Origin of the sequence: Vibrio nereis NBRC 15637 (genome assembly GCF_001591105.1) — a bacterium.
Lineage (GTDB): Bacteria > Pseudomonadota > Gammaproteobacteria > Enterobacterales > Vibrionaceae > Vibrio > Vibrio nereis.
The window spans coordinates 112,111-138,781 of the sequence record NZ_BCUD01000010.1; the positions used below are offsets into that span (position 1 = coordinate 112,111).

General features: G+C 47.1%; 19 protein-coding genes and 3 tRNA genes. 17 read left to right on the forward strand and 5 right to left on the reverse strand.

Annotated elements, in window-relative coordinates:
- Window positions 1–53 precede the first annotated feature (53 nt).
- Both VNE01S_RS12315 and VNE01S_RS12320 read left to right on the forward strand, forming a co-directional pair.
- A complete protein-coding gene (locus tag VNE01S_RS12315) occupies window positions 54–1,229 on the forward strand; it encodes a YjgN family protein (RefSeq protein ID WP_053396401.1) in 1,176 nt (391 codons plus the stop codon).
- Window positions 1,229–2,224 (forward strand): M48 family metallopeptidase, encoded by a 996-nt coding sequence (locus tag VNE01S_RS12320; protein ID WP_053396402.1) that lies wholly within the window; start codon window positions 1,229–1,231, stop codon window positions 2,222–2,224. The genes VNE01S_RS12315 and VNE01S_RS12320 overlap by 1 nt, the downstream gene beginning before the upstream one ends.
- 66 nt (window positions 2,225–2,290) lie before the next feature.
- Here the strand turns inward: VNE01S_RS12320 and VNE01S_RS12325 are convergent, their stop codons facing one another.
- The 3 genes from VNE01S_RS12325 to pepA form a co-directional block, all read right to left on the reverse strand.
- Complete coding sequence (locus tag VNE01S_RS12325; RefSeq protein WP_053396403.1) at window positions 2,291–5,149, reverse strand: valine--tRNA ligase; 2,859 nt, start codon at window positions 5,147–5,149, stop codon at window positions 2,291–2,293.
- A 97-nt stretch (window positions 5,150–5,246) separates the two neighbouring features.
- Window positions 5,247–5,696 carry a DNA polymerase III subunit chi gene (locus VNE01S_RS12330; RefSeq protein ID WP_053396404.1) on the reverse strand — a complete coding sequence of 150 codons (450 nt, stop codon included), beginning with the start codon at window positions 5,694–5,696 and terminating at the stop codon, window positions 5,247–5,249.
- A gap of 71 nt (window positions 5,697–5,767) precedes the next feature.
- Window positions 5,768–7,276, reverse strand: coding sequence for a leucyl aminopeptidase (pepA, locus tag VNE01S_RS12335; protein WP_053396405.1), 1,509 nt, complete (start codon window positions 7,274–7,276; stop codon window positions 5,768–5,770).
- 190 nt (window positions 7,277–7,466) lie between these two features.
- Here pepA and lptF point away from each other — a divergent pair, with 190 nt between their 5' ends.
- Together lptF and lptG are read left to right on the forward strand one after the other, a co-directional pair.
- The gene (gene lptF / locus VNE01S_RS12340) at window positions 7,467–8,567 is read left to right on the forward strand and encodes an LPS export ABC transporter permease LptF (protein WP_053396406.1); all 1,101 of its coding nucleotides are present in this window, start codon (window positions 7,467–7,469) and stop codon (window positions 8,565–8,567) included.
- A gap of 3 nt (window positions 8,568–8,570) precedes the next feature.
- Window positions 8,571–9,641 (forward strand): LPS export ABC transporter permease LptG, encoded by a 1,071-nt coding sequence (lptG, locus tag VNE01S_RS12345; protein ID WP_053396407.1) that lies wholly within the window; start codon window positions 8,571–8,573, stop codon window positions 9,639–9,641.
- A gap of 62 nt (window positions 9,642–9,703) precedes the next feature.
- Here the strand turns inward: lptG and mutS are convergent, their stop codons facing one another.
- Window positions 9,704–12,268, reverse strand: a complete 2,565-nt coding sequence (mutS, locus tag VNE01S_RS12350) for a DNA mismatch repair protein MutS (protein WP_053396408.1) — start codon at window positions 12,266–12,268, stop codon at window positions 9,704–9,706.
- Window positions 12,269–12,584: 316 nt separating this feature from the next.
- Window positions 12,585–14,099 (reverse strand): GGDEF domain-containing protein, encoded by a 1,515-nt coding sequence (locus VNE01S_RS12355; protein WP_053396409.1) that lies wholly within the window; start codon window positions 14,097–14,099, stop codon window positions 12,585–12,587.
- 222 nt (window positions 14,100–14,321) lie between these two features.
- Here VNE01S_RS12355 and VNE01S_RS12360 point away from each other — a divergent pair, with 222 nt between their 5' ends.
- The 13 genes from VNE01S_RS12360 (at window position 14,322) to VNE01S_RS12420 (ending at window position 26,606) form a co-directional block, all read left to right on the forward strand.
- Entirely contained in the window at window positions 14,322–14,807 is a 486-nt protein-coding gene (locus VNE01S_RS12360) for a CinA family protein (protein ID WP_053396410.1), read from the forward strand.
- A gap of 196 nt (window positions 14,808–15,003) precedes the next feature.
- Window positions 15,004–16,050 (forward strand): recombinase RecA, encoded by a 1,047-nt coding sequence (recA, locus tag VNE01S_RS12365; protein WP_053396411.1) that lies wholly within the window; start codon window positions 15,004–15,006, stop codon window positions 16,048–16,050.
- 79 nt (window positions 16,051–16,129) lie between these two features.
- Entirely contained in the window at window positions 16,130–16,585 is a 456-nt protein-coding gene (recX, locus tag VNE01S_RS12370) for a recombination regulator RecX (RefSeq protein ID WP_053396412.1), read from the forward strand.
- Window positions 16,586–16,787: 202 nt separating this feature from the next.
- Window positions 16,788–19,343, forward strand: coding sequence for a nitrite reductase large subunit NirB (gene nirB, locus VNE01S_RS12375; protein ID WP_053396413.1), 2,556 nt, complete (start codon window positions 16,788–16,790; stop codon window positions 19,341–19,343).
- A gap of 13 nt (window positions 19,344–19,356) precedes the next feature.
- The gene (gene nirD, locus VNE01S_RS12380) at window positions 19,357–19,680 is read left to right on the forward strand and encodes a nitrite reductase small subunit NirD (protein ID WP_053396414.1); all 324 of its coding nucleotides are present in this window, start codon (window positions 19,357–19,359) and stop codon (window positions 19,678–19,680) included.
- Between the two features lie 111 nt (window positions 19,681–19,791).
- A complete protein-coding gene (locus VNE01S_RS12385; protein WP_053396415.1) occupies window positions 19,792–20,643 on the forward strand; it encodes a formate/nitrite transporter family protein in 852 nt (283 codons plus the stop codon).
- Between the two features lie 83 nt (window positions 20,644–20,726).
- Window positions 20,727–21,482 (forward strand): uroporphyrinogen-III C-methyltransferase, encoded by a 756-nt coding sequence (gene cobA / locus VNE01S_RS12390; RefSeq protein ID WP_053396416.1) that lies wholly within the window; start codon window positions 20,727–20,729, stop codon window positions 21,480–21,482.
- A gap of 295 nt (window positions 21,483–21,777) precedes the next feature.
- Entirely contained in the window at window positions 21,778–24,375 is a 2,598-nt protein-coding gene (alaS, locus tag VNE01S_RS12395; protein ID WP_053396417.1) for an alanine--tRNA ligase, read from the forward strand.
- A 197-nt stretch (window positions 24,376–24,572) separates the two neighbouring features.
- Complete coding sequence (locus tag VNE01S_RS12400) at window positions 24,573–25,760, forward strand: aspartate kinase (protein ID WP_053396418.1); 1,188 nt, start codon at window positions 24,573–24,575, stop codon at window positions 25,758–25,760.
- Window positions 25,761–25,852: 92 nt separating this feature from the next.
- Window positions 25,853–26,050, forward strand: coding sequence for a carbon storage regulator CsrA (csrA, locus tag VNE01S_RS12405; RefSeq protein ID WP_004415691.1), 198 nt, complete (start codon window positions 25,853–25,855; stop codon window positions 26,048–26,050).
- A 184-nt stretch (window positions 26,051–26,234) separates the two neighbouring features.
- Window positions 26,235–26,327: transfer RNA gene (locus tag VNE01S_RS12410), tRNA-Ser, on the forward strand.
- Window positions 26,328–26,411: 84 nt separating this feature from the next.
- Window positions 26,412–26,488 (forward strand) — tRNA-Arg (locus tag VNE01S_RS12415).
- 25 nt (window positions 26,489–26,513) lie between these two features.
- A tRNA-Ser gene (locus tag VNE01S_RS12420) sits at window positions 26,514–26,606 on the forward strand.
- Window positions 26,607–26,671 lie beyond the last annotated feature (65 nt).

The window sequence follows — 26,671 nt, forward strand, 5'->3', positions numbered from 1 at the left end:
AGACATTAATCGGCTAAAAAATACAAGTTCATTTAAACGTCAGGAAATAACATATGGAACAGAAACACATCTCCAACCCGGTGCAGTTTAACGGGAAGGGGGGAGAGTTCTTTGGCATTTGGATTGTCAACGTTTTACTCTCCATTATCACGCTAGGTATTTACTCTGCTTGGGCAAAAGTCAGAACCAAGCGTTACTTTTACGGCAACACGCTGATCGCAGGTGATAACTTTGAGTATCACGCGACACCGATGCAGATCCTAAAAGGACGATTGGTGGCTTTTGCTATCGTCCTTCTTTGGTCAGTATCCAATAGCTTATGGCCTATGATCAGCGCACTTTTGTTGCTGATTTTCTACGCAGCGCTTCCTTGGTTACTTTGGAGTAATGCACGTTTCGATGCAGTGATGACCAGCTATCGTAATGTTCATTTCTCTTTCACTTCTTCGCTTAAAGATGCCTATATCTCGTTGATGGGACGCGGTTTAGGCGCACTCATCGTTATGATGATTTATTTCTCTCTAATCTTCTCGGCGTTCGGTGTCTCTACTACGATTTCAATCATTTTGGCGCTTGGCTCTTTGCTGTTAATGGCGTTTCTTTATGCGTGGGTTATCGCAGGAGTGCATAAGTTTTTTGCCAACGGTTACAAATACGGTGACTGGGCATTCAGTGCCGACATTAAGACAGGCTTCTTCATCAAGTTGTACTTGAAAGCAATGGGTATCGGCTTGCTTGCCGCGATGGCTATTTTGGCTCTGATGCTGGTGACGGTGTTTGGTGGCTTAGACTTTAACGCGATTCAAAATGGTGACTTCAATTCGCTGTCGAGTGACGGCCAAGCGACATTTATTGCCTTTGCTTACATCGGCATGATCGTGATGTCGATTGCACTCACGGCGTACACCGCGGTGTGCATCCGTAACTATGTGTTCACTCAAATTCGCATCAACCATGAAGAGTCGCAGGACAACGAGTATCAGTTAGATTCTGATTTGACTGTTAAAGGCTACATCTGGTTAGTTGTGTCTAACTTCTTGCTGCAAGTGGTGACGCTGGGTATTGCGCGTCCTTGGGTTATGGTACGTACCAGTCGCTACCTTGCGAATCACACCGCAGTGATCGGCGACATGAGCTACCTAAACGCGAACGATCAAACCAATGATATGAAGTCTGCTGTGACGGATGAAATCGCTGAAGCGTTTGATTTAGGCATTGGTATCGGTTAATGCTAATTTCAGGTACCGCTTTTCCCCCTAAAAGCTCGGTGCGCTACGAAGCCGAGCTTGATGTCACTCAGCCAGACAGTCTGTGCTTGCATGTTGATGATCTCATTGTGAGTTGTGACATGAAGTATGTGGAGGTTAGCGTTCCAGTGGGCCACTTACCGATTCGATTTAAGTTTCCCGATGGATGGGTGTTTATCGCTGAGCGCACCACACAGATGACTCAGTGGCTACAACGGCATCGTAAAGTGGGGGTGGTTGATAAGATTGAATCGAATGTCTTCGCATGGCTGCTTTCTGCTGTGGCTTGCCTAGGGGTAATCCTAGGTGGTTACTACTATGGTTTACCTTGGGTGAGTGAAAAAGTGGCGTTAGTGGTGCCGGATTCTGTGGCTGTCGCACTGGGAGACGAAATTCTCGATGCCTTCGATGATCAGTGGGGGGAAAGCCAGTTGTCAGATTTGCAACAAGAGGCAATTCGTCAGCGTGTTGAGTCTCACCTTGAGTCTTTAGAGGCGCTGCCCTATCCGTTGGAGATTGTATTCCGCTCATCAGAGATGGGAGCGAATGCGTTTGCATTGCCGGGTGGAAAAATTGTCTTGCTCGATCAACTGGTTGAGTTAGCTGATAATGACCAGCAGCTCGACAGTATCATCTTGCATGAGATCGGTCATATTCACCACCGCCATATGATGGAGAAGCTGGTTCACTCAAGTTTACTTTCTGTGGGTGTCGCGTTGATAACGGGAGAGAGCTCCGGGATCGTGGATAACCTTGCTGGTCTTGGTGTGTTCTTTTTGTCGAATGGACACTCAAGAGACGCAGAAAGTGAAGCCGATAGCTACGCTAAGCATGCGATGATCACGGTATACGGGAGTAGTGAGCCGATGGCTGAAATGTTTGAGCTATTCCAAGACCAAGAAATGGTAGAAATACCGGAATGGTTGAGCTCACATCCGGACTTTGAGCAACGCATACAAGAAGCAAGAGAGCCTTAGGGTAATCTCACTTTCAATAAAAAAGGCAGCGAATTCGCTGCCTTTTCTTTTGACTGTATCACTGCATTAAAGAGCGGCGATAGTTGTCTTTTGCTCTTCAAGTTTCGCTAGAGTTTCTTTGTAACCTTCTAGCTTTTCACGTTCTTTCGCCACAACCGCTTCAGGTGCTTTTGCAACGAAACCTTCGTTACCCAGCTTGCCTTCGATGCGTTTGATTTCGCCGTGAGTTTTCTTGATTTCGCCATCCAAACGAGCAAGCTCTGCATCTTTATCGATCAGACCTGCCATTGGGATCATCAGCTCAGACTTAGCCACAAGTGCCGTTGCACACGCTGGTGTTTCTTCACCCGCAGCAAGAATGCGTACTGACTCAAGCTTGGCTAGAGAAACCAGTACTTGCTTGTTGGCTTCTAGACGCGCTGCGTCTTGCTCACTTGCGGCTTTTAGCATCACTTCCAGTGGTTTACCTGGGTTGATGTCGTATTCAGCGCGCAGGTTACGGATGCTAGAAATGAACGCTTTCACCCACTCGATGTCATCCAGTGCTTCTTGGTGGAAGTTTGCTTCATCAAACTGAGGCAGTGCTTGAAGCATAATAGTGTCACCTTCAACGCCGTCAACTAATGGCTTGATGCTTTGCCAGATAGTTTCTGTGATGTAAGGAATCACTGGGTGAGCCAGACGAAGTGTTTTCTCAAGTACTGTGATTAGCGTGCGACGTGTACCACGTTGCTGAGCTTCGTTACCTTTCCAAAGAACAGGTTTCGTTAGCTCTAGGTACCAGTCACAGAATTGGTTCCAGATGAACTCGTAAATCGTGTTCGCAGCCATATCCAGACGGAAGTTATCTAGGTGACTATTGAACTCTTTCGCTGCCAGTTCAAACTGAGATTCGATCCACTTGTCTGCTAGTGAATATTCAATTTCACCTGCGCCAAAGCCACAATCTTGCTCTTCTGTGTTCATCAGTACGTAACGGCTTGCGTTCCATAGTTTGTTACAGAAGTTGCGGTAACCTTCAAGACGCTTCATATCCCAGTTGATGTCGCGACCTGTTGATGCCATTGCTGCCAGCGTGAAACGTAGCGCGTCGGTACCGTAGGCTTCGATGCCGTTTTCAAACGTCTTACGTGTGTTCTTCTCGATCTTCGCCGCAAGTTGAGGCTGCATCATGTTGCCAGTACGCTTCTCAACGAGAGACTCTAGGTCGATGCCATCGATCATATCGATTGGGTCAAGCACGTTACCTTTCGACTTAGACATCTTATCGCCGTTTTCATCGCGGATAAGGCCAGTCATGTAAACGGTCTTAAATGGTACTTGTGGCTTACCATTTTCATCTTTCACAAAGTGTAGCGTCATCATGATCATACGAGCTACCCAGAAGAAGATGATATCGAAACCAGATACCAATACGTCTGATGGGTGGAACTGCTTCAGTGCTTCCGTGTTTTCAGGCCAGCCTTGAGTGCCGAATGTCCAAAGAGCAGAAGAGAACCAAGTATCCAGTACGTCGTCGTCTTGGCGAAGTACCACGACCGGCGCAAGACCATTCTTCTCGCGCACTTCTTCTTCAGTGCGACCCACGTATACGTTGCCGTCGTTGTCGTACCATGCTGGGATACGGTGGCCCCACCATAGCTGACGAGAAATACACCAGTCTTGTACATCACGCATCCACGCGAAGTACATGTTTTCATATTGCTTAGGTACGAATTGGATGTCGCCGTTTTCGACCGCTTCAACTGCTGGTTTCGCTAGTGGTGCAGTGCGAACGTACCACTGGTCAGTCAGCATTGGTTCGATAACAACGCCACCACGGTCACCGTAAGGTACGGTTAGATCGTGATCTTTGATTTCGTCTAACAGGCCAAGCTCTTCGAATTCCGCAACAACGGCTTTACGCGCTGCGAAACGCTCCATACCGTGGTATTTCTCTGGCAGCTGCGCGTTGTATACGTCGCTGGCTTCACCGTTGGTTGTGAACACCTCTGCTGCATCACGGATGTTGGCGTCAAAAGTTAGGATGTTGATCATCGGTAGCTGGTGGCGCTTGCCGACTTCGTAGTCGTTGAAGTCGTGCGCAGGTGTGATTTTCACACAACCAGTCCCTTTTTCCATGTCTGCGTGCTCGTCGCCCACGATTGGGATGCGACGGTCAACGATAGGCAGGATGATGTCTTTACCGATAAGATCTTTGTAGCGAGGATCTTCTGGGTTAACTGCAACACCTGTATCGCCAAGCACGGTTTCTGGACGAGTAGTTGCTACAACGATGTAGTCTTTGCCGTCAGCCGTTTTTGCGCCGTCCGCTAGTGGGTAGCGGAAGTGCCACATGTGGCCTTTTTTGTCTTTGTTTTCTACTTCTAGATCAGAGATCGCTGTGTGCAGTTTTGGATCCCAGTTAACTAGACGCTTACCGCGGTAGATTAGGTCTTCTTCGTATAGGCGAACGAAGACTTCTTGTACGGCATTGGATAGGCCGTCATCCATGGTGAAGCGCTCACGCTCCCAGTCAACAGATGCACCAAGGCGACGAAGCTGTTTAGTGATCGTGCCACCTGATTCGCCTTTCCATTCCCAAATCTTGTCGATGAAAGCATCACGACCGTAATCGTGTTTCGTTTTGCCTTCTTCTGCTGCGATCTTACGCTCAACAACCATTTGAGTTGCGATACCAGCGTGGTCAGTCCCTACTTGCCAAAGAGTATTTTTACCCTTCATGCGCTCAGCACGGATAAGCGTATCCATGATCGTATCTTGGAACGCGTGGCCCATGTGTAGGCTACCAGTGACGTTCGGTGGCGGGATCATGATGCTGTATGATTCTTTAGTCGTGTCACCGTGTGGCTTAAAGTAGCCTTTCTCTTCCCAAGCTTGGTATAACGCTTGTTCGATTGAAGTTGGGTTATATGTCTTTTCCATAGCGCTCTAAAATGGATACGTTGATGGTTGAAATTCTAGTCAATCTTTATAAGTGAGGGATCTTATAAAAGATCGCCTTAACTATAAGGATTGACCGTTAGTTGTATTCGATTTCTATCGTTTGTAACTGATAGCCAGCTTGACGATAGATTTTATATCTTTCTCTTGCGAGCTGCTTAGCTTTTTGCTCGCAAGGCACGAAGTCTACCACTTCGGCAAACTTGTTCGCAAAGGTTGTCTCATTTTCAGCCAAATTTATTACTAATTGGCGGTTCCAAGAAGGCTTTACACCTTGGTGACCAATCTCAATATGGGTGGCGTATTTGGGGCCTTCACCAACAAGATTGTGAGGAATAAAGTGTTCGGGCTCCACTTGCCAAAAGTGCTCGGCGAGTTGCTCGGCTTGCGCTTTACTTTCACCGTTGATGTACACCTTCGCTCCCTGCTTAGCAAAATGTTGAGCAAGAAAAACGACGTAATCGAGAAAGCCTTCACTTTGTGCTTGCTGGCTATCTGGTTTGATGATGTAAAACGTGGCATTCGGCATAGGGAACTCTCGTGTCTTGTCAGCCAATATACTAAAAAAGGGCCTCGCGGCCCTTTTTTATGCTTGGAATATTATTCCTCAGTCTCGTGGCCGCTTCGATTCAGTAAGAATTGGACAAGCATTGAGACCGGACGGCCCGTAGAGCCTTTCGCTGCACCTGACTTCCACGCAGTACCTGCGATATCAATGTGCGCCCAATTGTATTTCTTGGCGAACTTCGACAGGAAGCAACCTGCTGTGATCGTGCCACCTGGGCGACCACCGATGTTTTGCATATCGGCGAATGGGCTCTTTAGCTGCTCGTGGTATTCGTCAGCCATTGGTAGGCGCCATGCGCGGTCGCTTGCCTGCTCAGAAGCGTTGATTAGCTCGTGAGACAGTGGGTTGTGGTTCGAGATAACACCGCTGATGTGGTGGCCTAGTGCGATAACACATGCGCCCGTTAGGGTTGCTACGTCAACGACACACTCAGGTTCAAAGCGTTCAACGTAAGTTAGCGCATCACACAATACAAGACGACCTTCTGCATCGGTATTTAATACTTCAACAGTTTGACCAGACATTGTCGTTAGGATGTCACCCGGGCGGTACGCGTTGCTGCCCGGCATGTTTTCACAGCCAGCCAATACGCCGATAACGTTGATAGGAAGGTTTAGCTTCGCCAGTGCTTTCATGGTACCGAATACAGAAGCAGCACCACACATGTCGTACTTCATCTCATCCATGCCTTCGCCTGGTTTAAGTGAAATACCGCCTGAATCGAAAGTAAGACCTTTACCCACCAGTACGATCGGTTTTGCGTCTGGATCTGGGTTGCCCTTGTACTCCATGATAGACATCATAGATTCGTTCTTAGAGCCACGACCAACCGCTAGGTATGAAGTCATACCCAGTTTTTCCATTTCTTGCTCGCCAATGATCTTTGTTGTTACTGTTTCATGGTCATCAGCCAAGCGACGAGCTTGAGAAGCAAGATAAGCTGGGTTTGCTACGTTTGGTGGCATGTTGCCAAGGTCTTTAGACGCTCTCACACCAGAAGAAATCGCCAGGCCGTGAGCAATCGCTTTCTCGCCAAGGTTCAGTTCACGGCGAGTTGGCACGTTGAATACCAGTTTGCGTAGTGGGCGACGAGTTTCTGGTTTTACGGTTTTGAATTGATCAAACGTGTACAAGCTATCTTTGGTTGCTTCAACAGCTTGGCGCACTTTCCAGTAAGTGTCACGACCTTTAACGTGCAGTTCAGTTAGGAAGCAAACCGCTTCCATCGAACCTGTCTCGTTTAGTGTGTTGATGGTTTTTTGAATGATCTCTTTGTACTGACGTTCACCCAATTCACGCTCTTTACCACAACCGACGAGTAGAACGCGTTCTGACAGAACACCAGGTACTTGATGAAGCAGTAGCATCTGCCCCGGTTTACCTTCCAGGTCACCACGGCGAAGTAGTGAACTGATATAGCCATCGCTGATTTTGTCGAGCTGCTCAGCAACCGGAGAAAGACGACGTGGTTCAAACACACCGACAACGATACATGCGCTACGTTGTTTCTCTGGGCTACCACTCTTTACACTGAACTCCATGCGTACTCCTACATCCTGAAGACAAATAGAACTAAATGTTAGATAATGGCGTCTTACTTGTTGGGTCCCTAACCGGAACTGTCTTTAAATAAGCGCATTAACAATTAGCCAAAAATTTAAAAATATAAGGTTCAACGGGAAATTATAGTGATTCAATTAAAAAAACAAGTTTTGTATAGGTAATTTCAGCGTGATTATTGTTAGATATTTGATCCGCGAGACACTCAAGAGCCAGTTAGCCATCTTTTTTGTGCTTTTTTTGGTGTTTTTGAGTCAGAAGTTTATCAGTGTGCTCGCTGATGCTTCAGGCGGTGATATTCCAGCAGGATTGATATTTTCCATTGTAGGTTTAAATATGCCTGCAATGGGTTTGTTGATGCTGCCCTTAAGTTTGTACATAGGGATCTTGATTACTTTTGGCCGTTTGTATGCAGAAAGTGAAATCGTTGTCATGAACGCAACGGGAATTGGGAATAAATTCTTAGTGCAAGCTGCGTTGTATCTTGCGTTAATCACTTCGGGCATCGCGGCGTTCAATGCCCTTTGGCTTTCCCCTTGGTCGCAAGACAAAGTTGAGTATTTGATAGAGCAAGTTCAAGCGGAAAATAGCGTTGATTTGCTGAAAAAAGGGCAATTCCAGAGCACGCCTGATGGTTCATCAGTGGTATTTATTGACGATATCCAGGGCAATACTTTAGATAGCGTCTTTGTTGCACAAATGAGACCTAAAGAGTCGATATTACCGAGCGTGATGTTCTCTTCTTCTGGTGAAGTGAAAGAATTGTCGGATGGTCGTCAGATCATCGTGATGGACGACGGCACACGCTACGAAGGTATACCAACGCGCCTTGAGTATATGATCACCAAGTTTGATGAATATGAAGGGGTGATTGGTCAGCGTGAGGTGAAGCAGAAAGGGCGTGATTGGGAAGCATTTGCGACTGTTGATTTAATTGGTCACCCAAACCCATCGGCGCAAGCGGAGCTGCAATGGCGTATCTCGCTGTTTGTGTGTATTCCGCTGTTGACCATGTTGGTGATTCCGCTGTCTGCAGTAAACCCTCGACAAGGTCGCTTCGCCAAAATGGGCCCTGCAATCCTAATTTATCTCGCTTATTTCCTTGCGATTAGTGCGACGAAGTCTGCATTAGAAAATGGTGATGTGCCGGCGTCTATCGGCATGTGGCCGATCAATGCATTACTGTTATTGGTGGCTATCTTAGCGAATATGATGGACAGCGTTGCAGTGAGAACAATGAAAGAAAAATTCCGCAAAAAGAGGCTCGCGTAATCTGTGTTTAAACTCTTAGACCTTTACATCGGTAGAACCATCATCTCGACCACCGCGTTGGTTTTAGCCACTTTCATCGGTCTTTCCGGCATTATTAAGTACGTAGAACAGTTGCGTAAAGTAGGGCGAGGTGTGTATGACTTGATGCACGCCCTATATTTTGTCTTGCTGAGTATCCCGCGTGATATCGAAATGTTCTTCCCTATGGCGGCTTTGCTGGGCGCGTTGATCGGCCTTGGAATGCTGGCGTCGAGCTCTGAGCTGGTGGTGATGCAAGCGGCAGGTGTTTCTAAGCTCGACATCGGACTCTCAGTACTGAAAACGGCCGTTCCACTGATGTTGATTGTCATGACATTAGGCCAGTGGGGCGCACCGGAAGCTCAAAAGATGGCGCGCGATTTAAGAGCGTTTGCGATATCGGGTGGTAACCTTGCCTCTGTTCGGGCAGGGGTGTGGGCGCGCGATGCCAATGATTTTATTTTCATCGGCAAAGTGGAAGACGACAAACTCTACGCATTAAACATGTGGCGATTTGACGATGAGAAAAATCTCCAGTCGGTTTTGTTCGCGGAAGAAGTCGATTACCAGCAAGATAACACTTGGCTGATGCGTGATGTGCAAATCACAGATATGGTTGATGAGACCAAGATCAGTCAACGTGAGATGGATGAGATGCCGTGGAGCACATCCTTGGCACCAGACAAGCTGGCTGTCGTAACGGTGAAGCCAGAAGAGCTGTCATTGAGCGGACTGTATGATTATGTCAATTATCTGAAAGCGTCTGAGCAGGATGCATCGCGATACGATTTGGCACTGTGGCGTAAGATCACGCAGCCAATTTCTATCGCGGTGATGATGCTGCTCGCCTTGTCATTTGTGTTTGGCCCATTACGAAGCGTAAGTATGGGCGCTCGCGTGTTGTCGGGTGTAGTTGCTGGCTTTACATTTTATATCTCCAGCGAGTTCTTCGGACCACTTACTTTAGTGTATGGCATCCCACCTGTGTTTGGCGCGTTAATGCCAAGTGTGGTCTTCCTTGGAATCGCCTTGATGCTGCTGCGCAGAAAGTTATAACTGCCATTCGGAACCTGAAATAAAAACGGCTGTCATGTTACTGACAGCCGTTTTTGTATTCATTACACCAATTTCTTAAGTCGGTATAACTCTTCCAATGCCTGACGTGGTGTTAAGTCGTCTGGGTCAATATTGGCAAGCGCTTGTTCCGCCTCACTTGGCTCTGGAATCAGGCTGAGCTGATTGGCGATATCTACCGCTGAGCTAACCGAGCTTAATGAGCCACTTTCCTGACTCAGCTGTTCTAGTTGGTTCAACTTGGCACGGGCATTCTTAATTACACTTTTAGGCACGCCAGCTAAACCTGCGACAGCCAAGCCGTACGACTTGCTCGCCGCACCTTCTTGCACTGCATGCATAAAGGCAATCGTGTCGCCGTGTTCTACGGCATCCAAATGAACGTTAGCAAGATGTGGCATTTGGTTAGGAAGCTCAGTTAACTCAAAGTAATGGGTGGCAAATAGCGTCATCGAGCCTAGCTCTTTGGCCAGCCATTCGGCACTGGCCCATGCTAAAGAGAGGCCGTCATAGGTGCTGGTTCCGCGTCCGATCTCATCCATCAGTACCAAGCTTTTCTCGGTCGCATTATGCAGAATGTTGGCGGTTTCGGTCATTTCCACCATGAAGGTAGAACGCCCAGAAGCCAGATCATCCGAGGCGCCAATGCGCGTGAAAATACGATCGATAGAACCAATGTGGGCGGACTCTGCTGGTACATAAGAGCCGATGTGAGCCATTAACGCGATCAGTGCCGTTTGACGCATATAGGTAGATTTACCACCCATATTTGGCCCGGTGATGATCAGCATCTTACGCTCAGGATTTAACTCGACAGGGTTGGCAATAAAAGGTTCATCCATTACTTGCTCAACGACTGGGTGACGCGCCGATTGAATATGAATGCCAGTTTCGTTGGTCAGAGTTGGTCGACAATAGTCGAGGCTGTCTGCTCGTTCTGCGAGGTTCTGCAGAACATCGATTTGTGAAATTGCAGACGCTAAGTTCTGCATTCTTTCTAGATGAGGAATCAGTAAATCAAACAACTCTTCCCACAGCTGTTTCTCTAGTGCCAGTGCCTTGGATTTAGAGTTGAGCACTTTATCTTCATGCTCTTTTAACTCAGGGATGATGTAGCGCTCAGCGTTTTTGAGTGTTTGTCGGCGCACATAATGCGGAGGCACTAAGTGGCTTTGTCCACGACTGACTTGGATGAAGAAACCATGGACATTGTTGTAGCCAACTTTTAGTGTGTCGATGCCGTGACGCTCGCGTTCATCGGCTTCCATTTTCTCCAAGTATTCGGTGGCGCCGTCCGCCAAATTGCGCCACTCATCCAGCTCCGCACTGTAACCTTCAGCAATCACGCCGCCATCTCGAATCACTACTGGTGGGTTGTCTTTGATTGCGCGCTCTAGCAATTCGCAGGCCTCATCCATCGGCGCAGCATACTGTGCCAGTTTGGCTAGGTATGGATGGGATAGGGTATTCATGACCTCTGCAAGTTCTGGCAACTGCTGCATTGCATTTCGTAGGCGCGCCATATCACGTGGCCTTGCGCTACGAAGGGCAAGACGTGCCAAAATACGTTCAATATCACCAATCTGCTTAAGCACTGGGTAGAGCTCGCTGAACATGGCTTGCTCTTTGAGCTCACTAATCGCATCTAGGCGTTGGTTCAGCGTATCAATGTCTCGCATTGGCTGGTGAAGCCAGCGTTTTAGCATCCGGCTACCCATTGGCGTAGCGGTATGATCGAGCACTTCTGCTAAGGTGTTGTCTGTGCCGCCAGCCAGGTTTTGGGTGATTTCAAGGTTGCGACGGGTGGCCGCATCAAGAATGACCGAGTGATCTTGGCGATCAAACGTCAGAGAGCGAATGTGTGGCAGTGCTGTACGCTGGGTATCTTTTACGTATTGAATCAAACATCCGGCGGCACATAAGCCAAGTTTTGCGTGTTCGACGCCAAAACCAACCAGATCGCGAGTGCCAAACTGTTGATTAAGTTGCTGCTTCGCGGTGTCTAACTCGAACTCCCAGACTGGTCGGCGACGATTACCATTGCGCGATGACATGAGCTGAACCGGCTCGAAGTCTTCCGGGAACAGCAATTCACGCGGCGCGGTGCGTTGCAGTTCGGCTGCCATGGCCTCTTCTGTCTCTGGCTCCATGAGCTGGAAGCGGCCAGAGGTGACGTCCAATGTCGCGTAACCGAACTGACCATCGTGATGATAGATGGCAGCAATGAGGTTATCGATACGTTCTGAAAGCAAGGCTTCATCTGTCACCGTGCCAGGTGTGACAATGCGAACTACTTTACGTTCAACAGGACCTTTGCTGGTCGCTGGGTCGCCAATTTGTTCACAGATAGCCACCGATTCGCCAAGTTGTACCAGTTTTGCTAAGTAGCCTTCGACTGCATGAAACGGCACACCCGCCATTGGAATGGGCTCACCGGCAGAGGAGCCGCGCTTGGTCAATGAAATATCTAAGAGTTGAGACGCACGTTTCGCATCATCATAGAAAAGCTCGTAGAAATCGCCCATCCGGTAAAACAGTAAGATGTCAGGGTTTTCCGCCTTGAGCTTCAAATACTGTTGCATCATGGGTGTGTGTTTTTGTTCTTTCATACGTATTGCGGGCGACCTGTTTTAAGTTGTCTTAATCACATTCGAAAGGTTTTACTGAGAGTTATTTCTGGTGTTCACCAATAAAGTAGAGCCTTGGAGCTGCAGCTCGAAGAGTATTGGATCGCGTGTTGGTTGTCTCAGCAAAATGGTTGTCATTTGAAGTAGCGAAGAGTAACAAACCTCTCACTCAAAGAGCAATTTTTGTATCAAGGAATACACCTTTTGGTTGTCGATGCTATCTGCGGTGCCAGAGCCGGATTTTACAAACACGGGAAAATGTTAGTTTTTATTGTTAATTGCGATGAACTTCATGTTTTTAAATGTCATCAATGTGTGTTTCGCGTGATTTTCCCCGTTTTTTTGAAACATAAAGAGCCTTGTCTGCAGCATCAAATAAGCTCTTTTTATCGTACTGTGTTTGCTTGGAGTTCGTGGCAATGCCGATACTCAGCCCGAGGTCTCCTTGTGCAATGGACAATTGCTGAAATGCCTGAATAAGACGTTGGGCATAAGCGATGGCGTTGTGCACGCCGAGGTTAGGGCAGATAAGAATAAACTCATCGCCCCCCCAGCGACCTAACAGATCGTAGTGTCGGGTATTCTCGCGTAAGAAATCAGCAATCCTTACCAAGGCGTTGTCACCATAGGCGTGACCAAACTCGTCGTTAATGGATTTAAAATTATCCAAGTCGATCACCAAAATGGATAAATCGGTGGACGTTTTTTTCGAACGACATAGCTCCCTAAACATTAAGTGGTCAATGGCACGACGGTTATATAGGTGAGTGAGGTGGTCTTGCTCTGCCTTCTGTTTCAGTTGGTTGTGAACCCGCATGTCTTTTATGACGCATACGGTACGTGGCTTGTCGACGATCATCGTGGAGGTAATGGCAATGTTGAGCTCTAACGTCTTTCCGTCTTTAGATATTCCTTGAATGGGTCTGAATTTCCCCCCTATCTCTATGGAAGCTTCTCGGTGATGGAGTAGCTGTTGGTAATCTTGGTGTTTGGATCTTAGCGGGGAGATCACGAGATCTTCGATAGCCATTCGCTGGAATTCTGCGGCTGAATAGCCAAACAACAAAGATGCGCGTTTGTTTGCCCTTAAGATATTGCCCTCTTTATCTAGGTAAAGTATGGCGTCAGGTGAAATATCAACAATTTGCTCTAGTTCTTGTGACAGGTAAGTCGAGCGTTTTAGCATTTGAATGATGAAGAAGGTCGTAACTAATACAGTGGGAAGAAGCAAAAAATTAAACTGCCACATATAGGAATGCATTTTGGCCAGTTGCATGCGAGAAGAGGCAACGATCGCCTCTTTCGCTGGGGTGAGGCTACTTTGTATGGTGTTCAAAGCTTGACCGGCCGCCGTATCGTCGACTTTTACGATGCTGTCTAATGCCTCCACGGAGAGATCAGAGTATTGCTGGCTGGCAAGATTCAGTTTGTGATAATACTCATCTAGCGTGGTACGTAGAACGTCAATTTCCTCTAAAACATAAGGATCATCTATCATGGTTTTTAATTCATTGAGATGAAAAGTCAAAAGCTGATATTTACTGCTGGCTTCATAGAAGTACTGAATATCGCGACGAATCACATAGTTTTTAAAATGGTGGATAAATCCGAGATACCCTAGCTGGCGCTCAATTTCTGTTAACTTTTGCGTGAGCGCGAACTTTTGTGGTGACTCCTCATACATCAACTCTTCCATCTTGCTAATGGAATCGGTTTGTTTCACCACGTATAAGACAAGCAGAACATTGACGATGACCGCCAATATTACGATGAAGAACAATGATCTTTTATAGTCTGCTGTCTTAAGCATCATCAAATTCACTTATAAGGGGACGAGAATGCACGACTTTTCTGGTTATTGAGATTTTTCTTTTTAAGTATAGTGGCTAAGTTTGGAACGAATCGGCTGTTTTGCTTTTGATTGATTTTTCGCAATTACGGCTAAGTAGAAAGTTGGTTCTGGATTTAAGTCGCTTTCGTTTTTAAACGTCCCAGCATAGGATAGGCATAGTCGAAATCAGGAGAGGGAGCTGTCATGTTTCAGACCCATTTATTATCGGAAGCCCTTGGTCAAAAACTCAAAGCCGCAGGGAAAGTACTGGCCACCGCGGAGTCATGCACGGGTGGTGGAGTCTCTGCCGCGATCACTGAGATCGCCGGAAGTTCAGAGTGGTTTGATCGTGCATTCGTGACTTATAGCAATAGCGCAAAAATGGAAATGCTGGGTGTTAATGTTGATACTTTAGAGAGCCACGGCGCTGTGAGTGAACCGGTTGTGAAAGAAATGGTGTTGGGGGTCTTGGCAAACTCCCAAGCCAACATCGCGGTTTCAATCAGCGGCATTGCTGGCCCTGGTGGGGGGAGTGAAGAAAAGCCAGTCGGGACGGTTTGTTTCGGCTGGGCAGACAGTAATGGATGGCTCAAAGTCGCAACCTATCACTTGTCAGGTGACCGAAGTCAGGTGCGCCAGCAGGCGGTTGAAACGGCACTGAAAGTACTGTGTGAAAAGTTGGATGCATGACAAATAAAAGGGTTGTGTTGTTTAAAAAGTTATAAAAATTAGATAGATATCATCTAATTATAAAAAAACTATTTTCAACTATAGACACTGTATGAATCAACAGTATAATGACCTTCATAGATTGTACGGGAAAGCCCGTTCTTAGGTTAAAGAATTCATTTTCATCAGCCTATTGATGAAATATTTGGAGAAAGTGATGGACGAGAACAAACAGAAAGCGCTCGCCGCTGCGCTAGGTCAAATTGAAAAGCAATTCGGCAAAGGCTCTATCATGCGCCTTGGTGATAACCGCGCAATGGATGTAGAAACAATCTCTACAGGCTCACTTTCTCTAGATATCGCATTAGGTGCTGGTGGTCTGCCAATGGGCCGTATCGTAGAGGTTTATGGTCCAGAGTCGTCAGGTAAAACTACGTTGACTCTAGAGCTTATCGCAGCAGCGCAACGCGAAGGTAAAACTTGTGCGTTTATCGATGCAGAACACGCGCTTGATCCTGTTTACGCGAAAAAGCTGGGTGTTGATATTGATGCGTTGCTTGTTTCTCAGCCAGATACAGGTGAACAAGCACTTGAAATTTGTGACGCATTAGCGCGTTCAGGTGCCATCGATGTAATGGTGGTGGACTCGGTAGCAGCATTAACACCTAAAGCGGAAATCGAAGGCGAAATGGGCGACAGCCACATGGGTCTTCAAGCGCGTATGCTTTCTCAAGCAATGCGTAAGCTGACAGGTAACCTAAAACAATCTAACTGTATGTGTATCTTCATCAACCAAATCCGTATGAAGATTGGTGTGATGTTTGGTAACCCTGAAACCACAACAGGTGGTAACGCACTGAAATTCTACGCGTCTGTTCGTCTTGATATCCGTCGTACTGGTTCTATCAAAGAAGGCGACGAAGTCGTGGGTAACGAAACCCGTATTAAAGTGGTTAAGAACAAGATTGCTGCACCGTTTAAACAAGCGGAAACTCAGATCCTATATGGTCAGGGCTTTAACCGTGAAGGTGAGCTGATTGACCTAGGTGTTAAGCATAAGCTCGTTGAAAAAGCAGGCGCTTGGTACAGCTACAACGGCGACAAGATCGGCCAAGGTAAAGCTAACGCGGGTAAATACCTACGTGAAAACCCAGAAGCGGCAAAAGCGATTGACTCTAAATTGCGTGAAATGCTGCTATCTCCGGCTGAAATTCAGCCAGATGATGCGGAACTTGGTCAGATGCCTGAGCAAGAAGAACTGTAATTTAACCAGTTTCAATTTTATAAGCCCTGCATATGCGGGGCTTTGTTGTATATAAATCAGAGAAATTTTCGGAGCAAAGATGTTTCAGCGCAAGCCGCCGACACTCTCAAGCAAAGAGGCTGCGATACAGCTGCTGAGTCGCAGGGATCATGGTGAGTATGAGTTGTACCAGAAACTGGCCTTAAAAGGATATGACGAAGACGATATTCAACAAGCGGTGAACTTTTGCCTTGATCATAATTACTTAGATGATCTGCGCTACGCCAAAAGTCAGATCAGGCAACATGTCTATAAGGGGCACGGCGAACGGCGGATCAGGCAAGAACTAAATCAGAAACGCGTTGCCGAGTCGGTGATCGAACAAGCGTTAGAGGAAGAACCGCAAGATTGGTTTGAGTTGGCCAAACAAGCCGCAGAGAAAAAGTTCAAAGGCGCAAAAGCGAAAGATCAAAAGGAATACGCGAAACAAGTTCGTTTCTTGCAGTATCGAGGCTATAGCTTTGAACAAATCGCATACGCACTAGGAAAAGACTGAGCACGAGTCTTAGCGTTATTATTTATTTCGCTAGATTACGATTTGTGTGTGTTTGTTGTAAATAAATAACGACAAATGCCACAAGAAACGTCCACCTACCCCTTTAGGGTAGTTTGAAATTGTAATTGATTTACATCATGTATTAATTTTCTTTCACAAATAACAATGAGCTCAGATAAGAACCTAACCCTTAGGAAGTATTATGAGCACGTTGAAGCTGGTCGTCGTTGGTAACGGGATGGTTGGTCACCGTTACATCGAGGACTTGGTTGAGAAGACGGATGCTTCTCGGTATGAGATCACCGTCTTCTGCGAAGAAGCGCGGGTCGCTTATGACCGCGTCCACCTTTCCTCTTATTTCTCCCACCACACCGCTGACGAACTATCTCTAGTCAAAGAAGGTTTCTACGACAAGCACGGCATCAATGTCTTGATCGGCGAGCGCGCGATTAACATTAACCGCGAAAAACAGATCGTTCACTCAAGCAGTGGCCGAGAAATCCACTACGACAAACTCATCCTTGCGACGGGCTCTTACCCGTTTGTCCCTCCGATCAAAGGCAACGAAAGTAAAGATTGCTTCGTTTACCGCACCATTGAGGATCTTAAATCGATCGAAGCGTGTGCCAAGAACAGTCAAAGTGGCGTGGTTATCGGTGGCGGCTTATTGGGTTTAGAAGCGGCGGGTGCATTGAAAGCACTGGGCGTTGAGACTCACGTGGTTGAGTTTGCCCCTAAGCTGATGGCCGAGCAGCTAGACCAGGCAGGCGGTGACCAATTACGCCAAAAGATTGAGCGTATGGGGGTCAAAGTTCACACCAGCAAGAATACACTGGAAATCGCCGCAGAAGGTCAAAACGCGCGTAACGTCATGCGCTTTGCTGATGGCAGTGAGCTAGAGACAGACTTCATTGTCTTCTCTGCGGGGATCCGCCCTCAGGATAAATTAGCTCGCCAGATGGGGTTAGGCATCGCACCGCGTGGCGGTATTGAAATCAACGATTTTTGCCAAACGACGGATGAGAACATCTACGCGATTGGTGAGTGCGCATCGTGGAACAAAATGTTCTACGGATTGGTTGCTCCGGGTTACAAAATGGCAACGGTGGCGGTTGACCATCTTCTTGGGAATGACAGTAAATTTGAAGGTGCCGATATGTCGGCCAAGCTCAAACTGCTGGGCGTCAAAGTCGGATCGATTGGTGATGCGAACGGCCGCACTCCGGGTTGTAAGAGCTACGTTTATCAAAACGAAGAGCAAGAAGTCTACAAGCGTCTGATTGTCTCGCAAGACAACAAGAAACTGCTGGGTGCGGTGATGGTTGGTGATACGTCAGACTATGGCGACCTGCTGCAACTGATGTTAAATGAAATTGACTTACCAGAGCATCCAGACAGCTTGATTCTTCCAGCCCATGCGGGTGCAGAGAAGCCAACCTTAGGCGCAGACGCATTGCCGGAATCTGCGGTTATCTGTTCTTGTTTCGATGTTACCAAAGGCAAGATCGCTCAAGCTGTCGCTGACGGACACCACACTATTGGTGATATTAAAGCCGTTACTGGTGCGGGCACCGGTTGTGGTGGTTGTATTCCACTGGTGACATCGGTACTTAATGCAGAACTTTCTAAAGCTGGCGTCGAAGTGAAAAACGATGTGTGTGAACACTTTGCCTACTCACGCCAAGAGCTATTCCATTTAATCCGAATCGAAGAAATCAAAACCTTTGACGAGCTGCTGGCTAAGCATGGTCAGGGCTATGGCTGCGAAGTATGTAAGCCGCTTGTGGGTTCCATTCTGGCGTCGTGCTGGGGCGAGCATATCCTGAAGCCCGAGCTGGTCAAACTACACGATACCAACGACAACTTTCTCGGCAACATGCAAAAAGACGGCACTTACTCGGTGATTCCGCGTATGGCAGGGGGCGAAGTGACACCGCAAGCGCTGAAAGTGCTGGCTGAGGTGGCTGCAGAGTACAACCTTTACACCAAAGTTACTGGTGCACAGCGCATAGGTCTGTTCGGTGCGCAGAAAGATGATTTACCAGAGATTTGGAAAAAGCTTATCGAAGCAGGCTACGAAACTGGCCAAGCTTACGCGAAAGCATTGCGTATGGCGAAAACCTGTGTTGGTTCGACTTGGTGCCGCTACGGGGTGCAAGACTCGGTTGGTTTGGGTGTGATGATTGAGAATCGCTACAAAGGCATTCGCACCCCGCACAAAATGAAGTTTGGTGTGTCTGGTTGTACGCGTGAATGTGCGGAAGCACAAGGCAAAGACCTTGGCATCATCGCCACCGATGCTGGCTGGAATATGTATGTGTGTGGTAACGGCGGCATGAAGCCGCGCCATGCCGATTTGCTTGCCAGCGACCTAGACCAAGAAACACTGATTAAATACATCGACCGTTTCATGATGTTTTACATTCGCACCGCTGCGCCACTGCAACGCACTTCTGTGTGGATGGAAAACTTGGAAGGCGGCGTGGATTACTTACGACAAGTCATTGTTGAAGACAAGTTAGGCATCAATGAGCAGTTGGAAACCGACGTGGCGAAATTGGTTGCTGAGTACCGCTGTGAATGGACTGACACCATCAACGACCAAGAGCAACTTAAGCGTTTTGCGCACTTTATTAACTCAGACCAACGTGACGAAAATGTCGTTTTTGTTTCAGCTCGTGAGCAGCATCGCCCAGCGACATTCACCGAAAAGCACCCACAAGTAAAGGGTGACATCCTTCATGTAGAAGCGGTTTAGCGGGAGAACATTCATGACATTTAAACAAGTCTGCCATATCGAAGACATTATTCCAGGAACTGGTGTTTGTGCACTGGTTGACGGTGAGCAGGTCGCCATTTTCCGCCCAACTAATGTGGAAGAAGTGTATGCGATTAGCAATACCGACCCTTACTTTCAATCTAACGTATTGTCGCGCGGCATCATTTGTCAGCACCAAGGTGAACTTTGGGTGGCCAGCCCGCTTAAGAAGCAACGTTTCAACCTCACAACAGGCATATGTATGGAAGATGAGAAGTTTAGCGTCAGAGCCTACAAAGCGCGTGTGGTGAAAGGGGCTGTGGAGATCGCCGCTTAATCGCTGGAGATTTAATAGCTAAAAGGTTTGCTGCTTCTCGCTTGAGAGCAGAAAAGTGGCGAACCTTTCACTATTCAATTTTCAATTTAACTTTTTGGTAGGGATAAACATATGTCGGATTTAAAACCCGCAGAATTTGTACAAACAATGATTGATGTTGGCGAGGCGAAAGTCAAAACCAGCACACGTGATCTGATTTTACGCGGCACGATGGCCGGTATCATACTCTCACTGGCGGTTGTCGTGGCGATCACTGCGATAACACAAACAGGGATTGGTTTAATGGGGGCGTTAGTCTTCCCTGTTGGTTTTTGTATCCTCAGTTTAATGGGCTACGACCTGGTAACAGGCGTATTTGGTCTGGCACCACTGGCAAAATTTGATCACCGTCCGGGCATCACATGGGGGCGTATTTTTCGCTGCTGGGGTTTAGTCGGTTTAGGGAACTTAATTGGTTCACTGATTGTTGCGGCGCTGATTGCCGTGTCACTCACGATGAATTTTAGCGTTGAGCCAAACGCGGTCGGTCAAACGTTTATCAAAGTATCCACCGCTCGTACCGTTGGCTTTGAGAGTCTGGGTATGGATGGTTGGATTACCTGCTTTGTTCGCGCCATTTTCTGTAACTTAATGGTGTGCCTTGGTGTGATCGGCAATATGACGGCGCGTACTGTGGCTGGCAAAGTAGCTGCTATGTGGCTACCTATCTTTATCTTTTTTGCCTTGGTGTTCGAACATACTGTCGTGAACATGTTCTTGTTCCCATTAGGCATGATGCTGGGGGCGGATTTTGGTATCGCAACTTGGCTGAACTTCAACTTAATTCCAACAATCTTGGGTAACATCGTTGGTGGTTTAATCTTTACCTGTATTCCTTTGTATCTGACGCATGCGAAGACGGCTCCTGCGCTTAGCAATCAATCAGTGTCTTCAACGGCACCACAACCGCAGTGGAGCAAATAATCAGCTCAAACTAAGTGATCCAAGTTCAAGCCACAACAAAGGTGGCTTGAACACCTCCCCCTTCATCTACAGGCGTTGATATTATGGCTGCACACCCTTCTATTACTACTTCATGCGGATTTGTCTCATTGGTTGGCGCAGGTCCGGGCGATCCGGATCTATTGACCGTAAAAGGTTACCGAGCGATCCAGCAGGCTAACGTGGTGGTGTACGATCGCCTGGTCTCACCAGAGATACTGTCTCTTGCTCCAAGCAACGCGGAAATGATCTACGTTGGTAAACAGCTGGATTACCACTGTGTTCCGCAAGAGCAAATCAACCAGATATTGGTCGACAAAGCCTTGGGCGGTAACAAGGTTGTGCGCCTCAAGGGAGGGGATTCGTTTATCTTTGGGCGAGGTGGGGAGGAGTTAGAAGAGCTCGCCAAACATGATATCCAGTTCGAAGTGGTGCCGGGGATTACCGCGGCTGCGGGCGCAACTGCGTATGCGGGTATCCCGTTGACCCATCGAGACCATGCACAGAGCGTACAGTTTATTACTGGCCATATTCAAAAAGATGGCCGTGAGATTGAGTGGGCCTCACTGGCGCAGTCGAATAACACATTGGTGTTCTATATGGGCTTGAAGCAAAGCGGTTACATCGCGCAGCAATTACTGGGAAATGGTATTGATGATCAGATGTCGTGCGCCATTATTGAAAATGGTACGCGCCGCGAACAACGCGTATTAACTGGTAACCTGAGTGAACTGCCAGAGATTGCAAAACAAGCCGTCAGTCCGGCGTTAATTGTGGTTGGTAGTGTCACGTCGCTGCATGACAAGCTCAAGTGGTTCTAGCTTTCTCTGCCGCAAACGACGGCTTAAATCGTTTTCTCACTCAGTGGCAATAAAAAGCAGTAAAAGCGTGCTCAATTGAGCACGTCTTGACACAGTTGGTGGCGCTTCTCATCTTCTCTATCGTAAATCAATCGCACAATTTGTTTAGCTCAGCGGCGGGCCAAAACGCTGGTATTTTGATTTCACGCGATATTTACTCTTAGTTCGGTATTTTATACAAGAAAGCTAGTCGTAGCTGACTGCATGATCTACAATACGGCAAAATTCTCACTCGACTATTTTCAGGAAGAGCTGCATGTACATGAGCACTGATGAGGTTCGTAACGCGTACCTCAAGTTCTTTGAGAGCAAAGGACACCAAATCGTAGAAAGTTCATCGTTAGTACCGCATAACGACCCGACCCTGCTTTTTACAAACGCGGGTATGAACCAATTTAAAGATTGTTTCTTAGGTTTAGAAAAACGCGCCTACACTCGAGCAACTACGGCCCAACGCTGTGTACGTGCCGGTGGTAAACATAACGACCTAGAAAATGTCGGTTTTACTGCTCGTCACCACACGTTCTTTGAAATGCTGGGCAACTTCAGCTTTGGCGACTACTTCAAAGAAGACGCGATCTCGTACGCTTGGGAATTCTTAACGGACGTTCTTCAGCTGCCAGCAGAACGTTTACTTGTCACAATCTACGAGACAGATGACGAAGCATTCGATATCTGGAATAAAAAAGTAGGCGTACCAGCTGACCGTATTATCCGTATCGGCGATAAAGAGGGTGGCAAGCCTTACGAATCAGACAACTTCTGGCAAATGGGTGATACTGGCCCTTGTGGCCCATGTACTGAAATCTTCTATGATCACGGTGAGCACATCTGGGGTGGCCGTCCTGGTACACCAGAAGAAGACGGCGACCGTTTCATTGAGATCTGGAACAACGTATTTATGCAGTTCAACCGTCACGCAGACGGCACCATGGAACCGCTACCAAAACCATCGGTAGATACTGGTATGGGTATCGAGCGTATCTCTGCAATCATGCAAGGCGTTCACTCAAACTACGAAATCGATGTATTCCAAACTCTCATCAAAGCAGCGGCTGAAGTCATTGGTTTCGAAGATCTCTCGAACCAGTCACTACGCGTGATTGCTGACCACATCCGTTCATGTGCTTTCCTAATCGTAGATGGCGTAATGCCATCAAACGAAGGCCGCGGCTATGTACTGCGTCGTATCATTCGTCGTGCGGTTCGTCACGGTAATAAGCTAGGCGCGCAAGGCACGTTCTTCTACAAGCTGGTTGGTGTTCTTGCGGATATCATGGGTACAGCGGGTGAAGAGCTTAAGCGTCAGCAAGCTGTTGTTGAAAAAGTACTTCGTATCGAAGAAGAAAACTTCGGCCGTACGCTTGAGCGTGGTATGACAATCCTGAACGAAGCGCTAGATAACATTTCTTCGCAAGGTACGGACGGTAAAGTTCTGGATGGTGAGACCGTATTTAAACTTTACGATACTTACGGCTTCCCAGCTGACCTAACTAACGACGTTGCTCGTGAGCGCGAGTTCGCTATTGACGAAGAAGGCTTCGAGAAAGCAATGGAAGCGCAGCGTCAGCGCGCGCGTGAAGCTGGTCAATTTGGTACCGACTACAACGCAACAATCAAAGTTGATACGCAAACTGAATTCTGTGGTTACGCGGGTACAAAAGGCTCTAGCTCAGTAGCATCTATGTTCGTTGATGGCGCCGAAGTGGATTCATTGTCTGCGGGCGATAAAGCAATCATCGTACTTGGTGAAACACCATTCTACGCTGAGTCAGGCGGCCAATGTGGTGATGCGGGTGAAATCCGTACTGAATCTGGTGTATTCCGTGTTGAAGACACTCAAAAGCTTGGCAACGCAATCGCGCACCACGGTGTGATGGCGGAAGGTGTACTGGCTAAAGGTGATGACGTTGCAACTATCGTTGACGCTGAGCGTCGCGCAGCAATCTCTCTAAACCACTCAGCAACGCACTTGCTACACGCTGCACTTCGCCAAGTTCTTGGTGAGCACGTAACGCAGAAAGGCTCGCTAGTGAAGCCTGACAACCTACGTTTCGACTTCTCACACCTAGAAGCGGTAACGGCAGAAGAGCTGAAAGAAGTTGAGCGCCTAGTGAATGCTCAAGTTCGTCGTAACCACGTTATTGAAACTAACGTAATGGACATTGAATCTGCTAAGCAGAAAGGTGCCATGGCGTTGTTTGGCGAGAAGTACGACGATGAAGTGCGTGTCCTTTCTATGGGTGATTTCTCTACCGAACTATGTGGTGGTATTCACGCATCAAATACTGGTGACATTGGTCTGTTTAAGATTACCTCTGAAGGTGGTATTGCTGCGGGCATCCGCCGTATTGAAGCGGTAACGGGTGAAGCTGCGCTAGATGTTATCGAAGCGCAAAATGACCAGTACGAAGAGAAGCTTGCAGAGTCTGCTCAAAAAGCGAAAGCTTTAGAAAAAGAAATTCAGAAGTTACAAGAGAAAATTGCAGCGGCTGAAAGCGCCAATATCATGGGCAAAGCAGAAGAGATCAACGGTACAAAAGTCCTTGTTGCTGCGCTTGAAGGTGCTGATAGCAAGAACTTACGCACTATGGTTGACGATATCAAAAACCAGATGGGCAGTGGTGTCGTTCTTCTCGCAAATATCACTGGCGATAAAGTTGGCTTGATTGCAGGTGTAACGAAAGATCTGACTGGCAAAGTCAAAGCGGGTGACCTAGTTAAAATGGTTGCCGAGCAAGTTGGCGGTAAAGGCGGCGGTCGTCCAGACATGGCTCAAGCTGGTGGTACTGATGTCTCTGCTCTGCCACAAGCAATTAAGACAGTTCAGCCTTGGCTAGAAGAACGCTTATAAGCTCTTAATTGATAAATAATACGCTCAATCAATTTATTGATTGGGCGTAATTTTTTTTGGATAACCAAGTGGTTTAATTGGCGTTAAATTAATCAAGCCAATTAAACCGCTTGGTTTTTGCTATAACTACCACGAACAATTATTCAATTGATTGAGTGTGGTCCTATGAGACTTTGGTCTTGGGAAGGTGAAGACTGGTGAAAAAGCCCCTTATCGTGCAAAAGTTTGGTGGAACCTCAGTGGGTTCAGTGGAAAAAATCCACACGGTAGCCGAACACATCATTAAGGCGAAAAATGATGGTAATCAAGTTGTCGTCGTGGTTTCTGCAATGTCTGGAGAAACGAATCGACTAATGGAGTTGGCGAAACAAGTAGACAGTGTGCCAACAGCCCGAGAACTTGATGTTTTGCTCTCTGCTGGTGAACAGGTGTCTATGGCACTGCTGGCTATGACTCTCAATAAGTTAGGGTATGCAGCACGTTCACTTACCGGAGCACAAGCGAATATTGTGACTGATAACCAGCACAATGACGCAACGATTAAGAATATTGATACCTCAACCATTAATGAATTACTCGACCAAGATCATATTGTGATTGTGGCAGGCTTTCAGGGTATCAATGAGAATGGGGATATCACCACACTAGGGCGTGGCGGTTCAGATACTAGCGCTGTTACCTTAGCGGGCGCATTACATGCTGATGAATGCCAAATCTTTACCGATGTTGATGGTATTTATACTTGCGACCCACGTGTCGTACCAGCCGCTCAAAAGCTGACAGTGATAGATTTTCCGTCAATGGAAGAAATGGCGTGTAAAGGCGCAAAAGTTCTCCACTTACCTTCGGTTCAATACGCTTGGCGGAACAATGTGCCACTGCGGGTGCTGTCAACTTTTGATAAAAATGAAGGTAGCCTTGTAAAAGGTGAAGAGTGCTACAGTGATGTGTGCGGACTCGCTATTCAGCGTGATATGTGCTTGATTAAAGTTGAGAAAGACTCAATTTCTAGTCTAGAAAAGCAGTGTCAGATGCTAGGTGTGACCATTTGGAGTGTGATCGATCATCCAGAATGGCTCGGTGTAGTCATTAAACATGACGCTTATGCCAAGTTAGAACTGGTTTTTGGTGACAAGATAAGCAATAGTGAAGTGGTAAGCCTTTTAACCGCAGTTGGACTGCAAGTTGAAGAGCTGGCAGAACATTCCAATATCTTACTACAAGAGCAGGGTATTGATGTGCAACATATTGCTATAAATCCAAAGTCGTTGATGCTCATGATGGAACCGAGTAGTGTCGACAAAGCGGCAAACATATTGCATGATGCTTACATCACTTCTGAAAAGGTACTTGATTGCCAGCAAAAACATGCCTTCTCAGGCTAGTTTCGTACAAGAATAGAGTTTACGAAAATATAACTTTTGTTGGATAATACCCTAGTAGCAAGATAAATCAGAGATTACTCAAGGAGCACAGAATGCTAATTTTAACTCGCCGTGTTGGCGAAACTCTAATGATCGGTGATGAAGTCACGGTAACTGTACTTGGCGTTAAAGGTAACCAAGTACGCATCGGTGTTAACGCTCCGAAAGAAGTTTCTGTACATCGTGAAGAAATCTACATGCGCATTCAGGCAGAAAAAGGTAATGGTAACGTTGCATCAGGCAACTACTAATTACAGAAAGAGGCTGGCAACTTTGTCAGCCTTTTTTGTTTTCTTAAGGCAGGGATTTTTAGTAAAAAGAGCGAATTATTACCGCTTTGGTTAAATACCCAACGGTTGATGAACTTTTTCCATATTTTGCCAAGAAAGTGTTTGACATATTTTTGGTAAATCGTAATATGAGCCCCCGCAAGACGGTGAGGTGGCCGAGAGGCTGAAGGCGCTCCCCTGCTAAGGGAGTATACGGTTTGTAGCCGTATCGAGGGTTCGAATCCCTCCCTCACCGCCATTCTTGCTTCTTCTTTTTTAGAAGAATTGCTCTTCGGAGCATCGCTTTGAAACACTTTCTTTATGAAAGAAAAAAGGCAATTGCGCGCTCGTAGCTCAGCTGGATAGAGTACCTGGCTACGAACCAGGCGGTCGGAGGTTCGAATCCTCCCGAGCGCGCCATTATTTCCTTACCAGGGAATGAAACGGTGAGGTGGCCGAGAGGCTGAAGGCGCTCCCCTGCTAAGGGAGTATACGGTTTGTAGCCGTATCGAGGGTTCGAATCCCTCCCTCACCGCCATTAATTGGCCAGTGGTCAATTTTTTTGTTTCAAACGAAATAAATTGTGATATACTTCACACACTT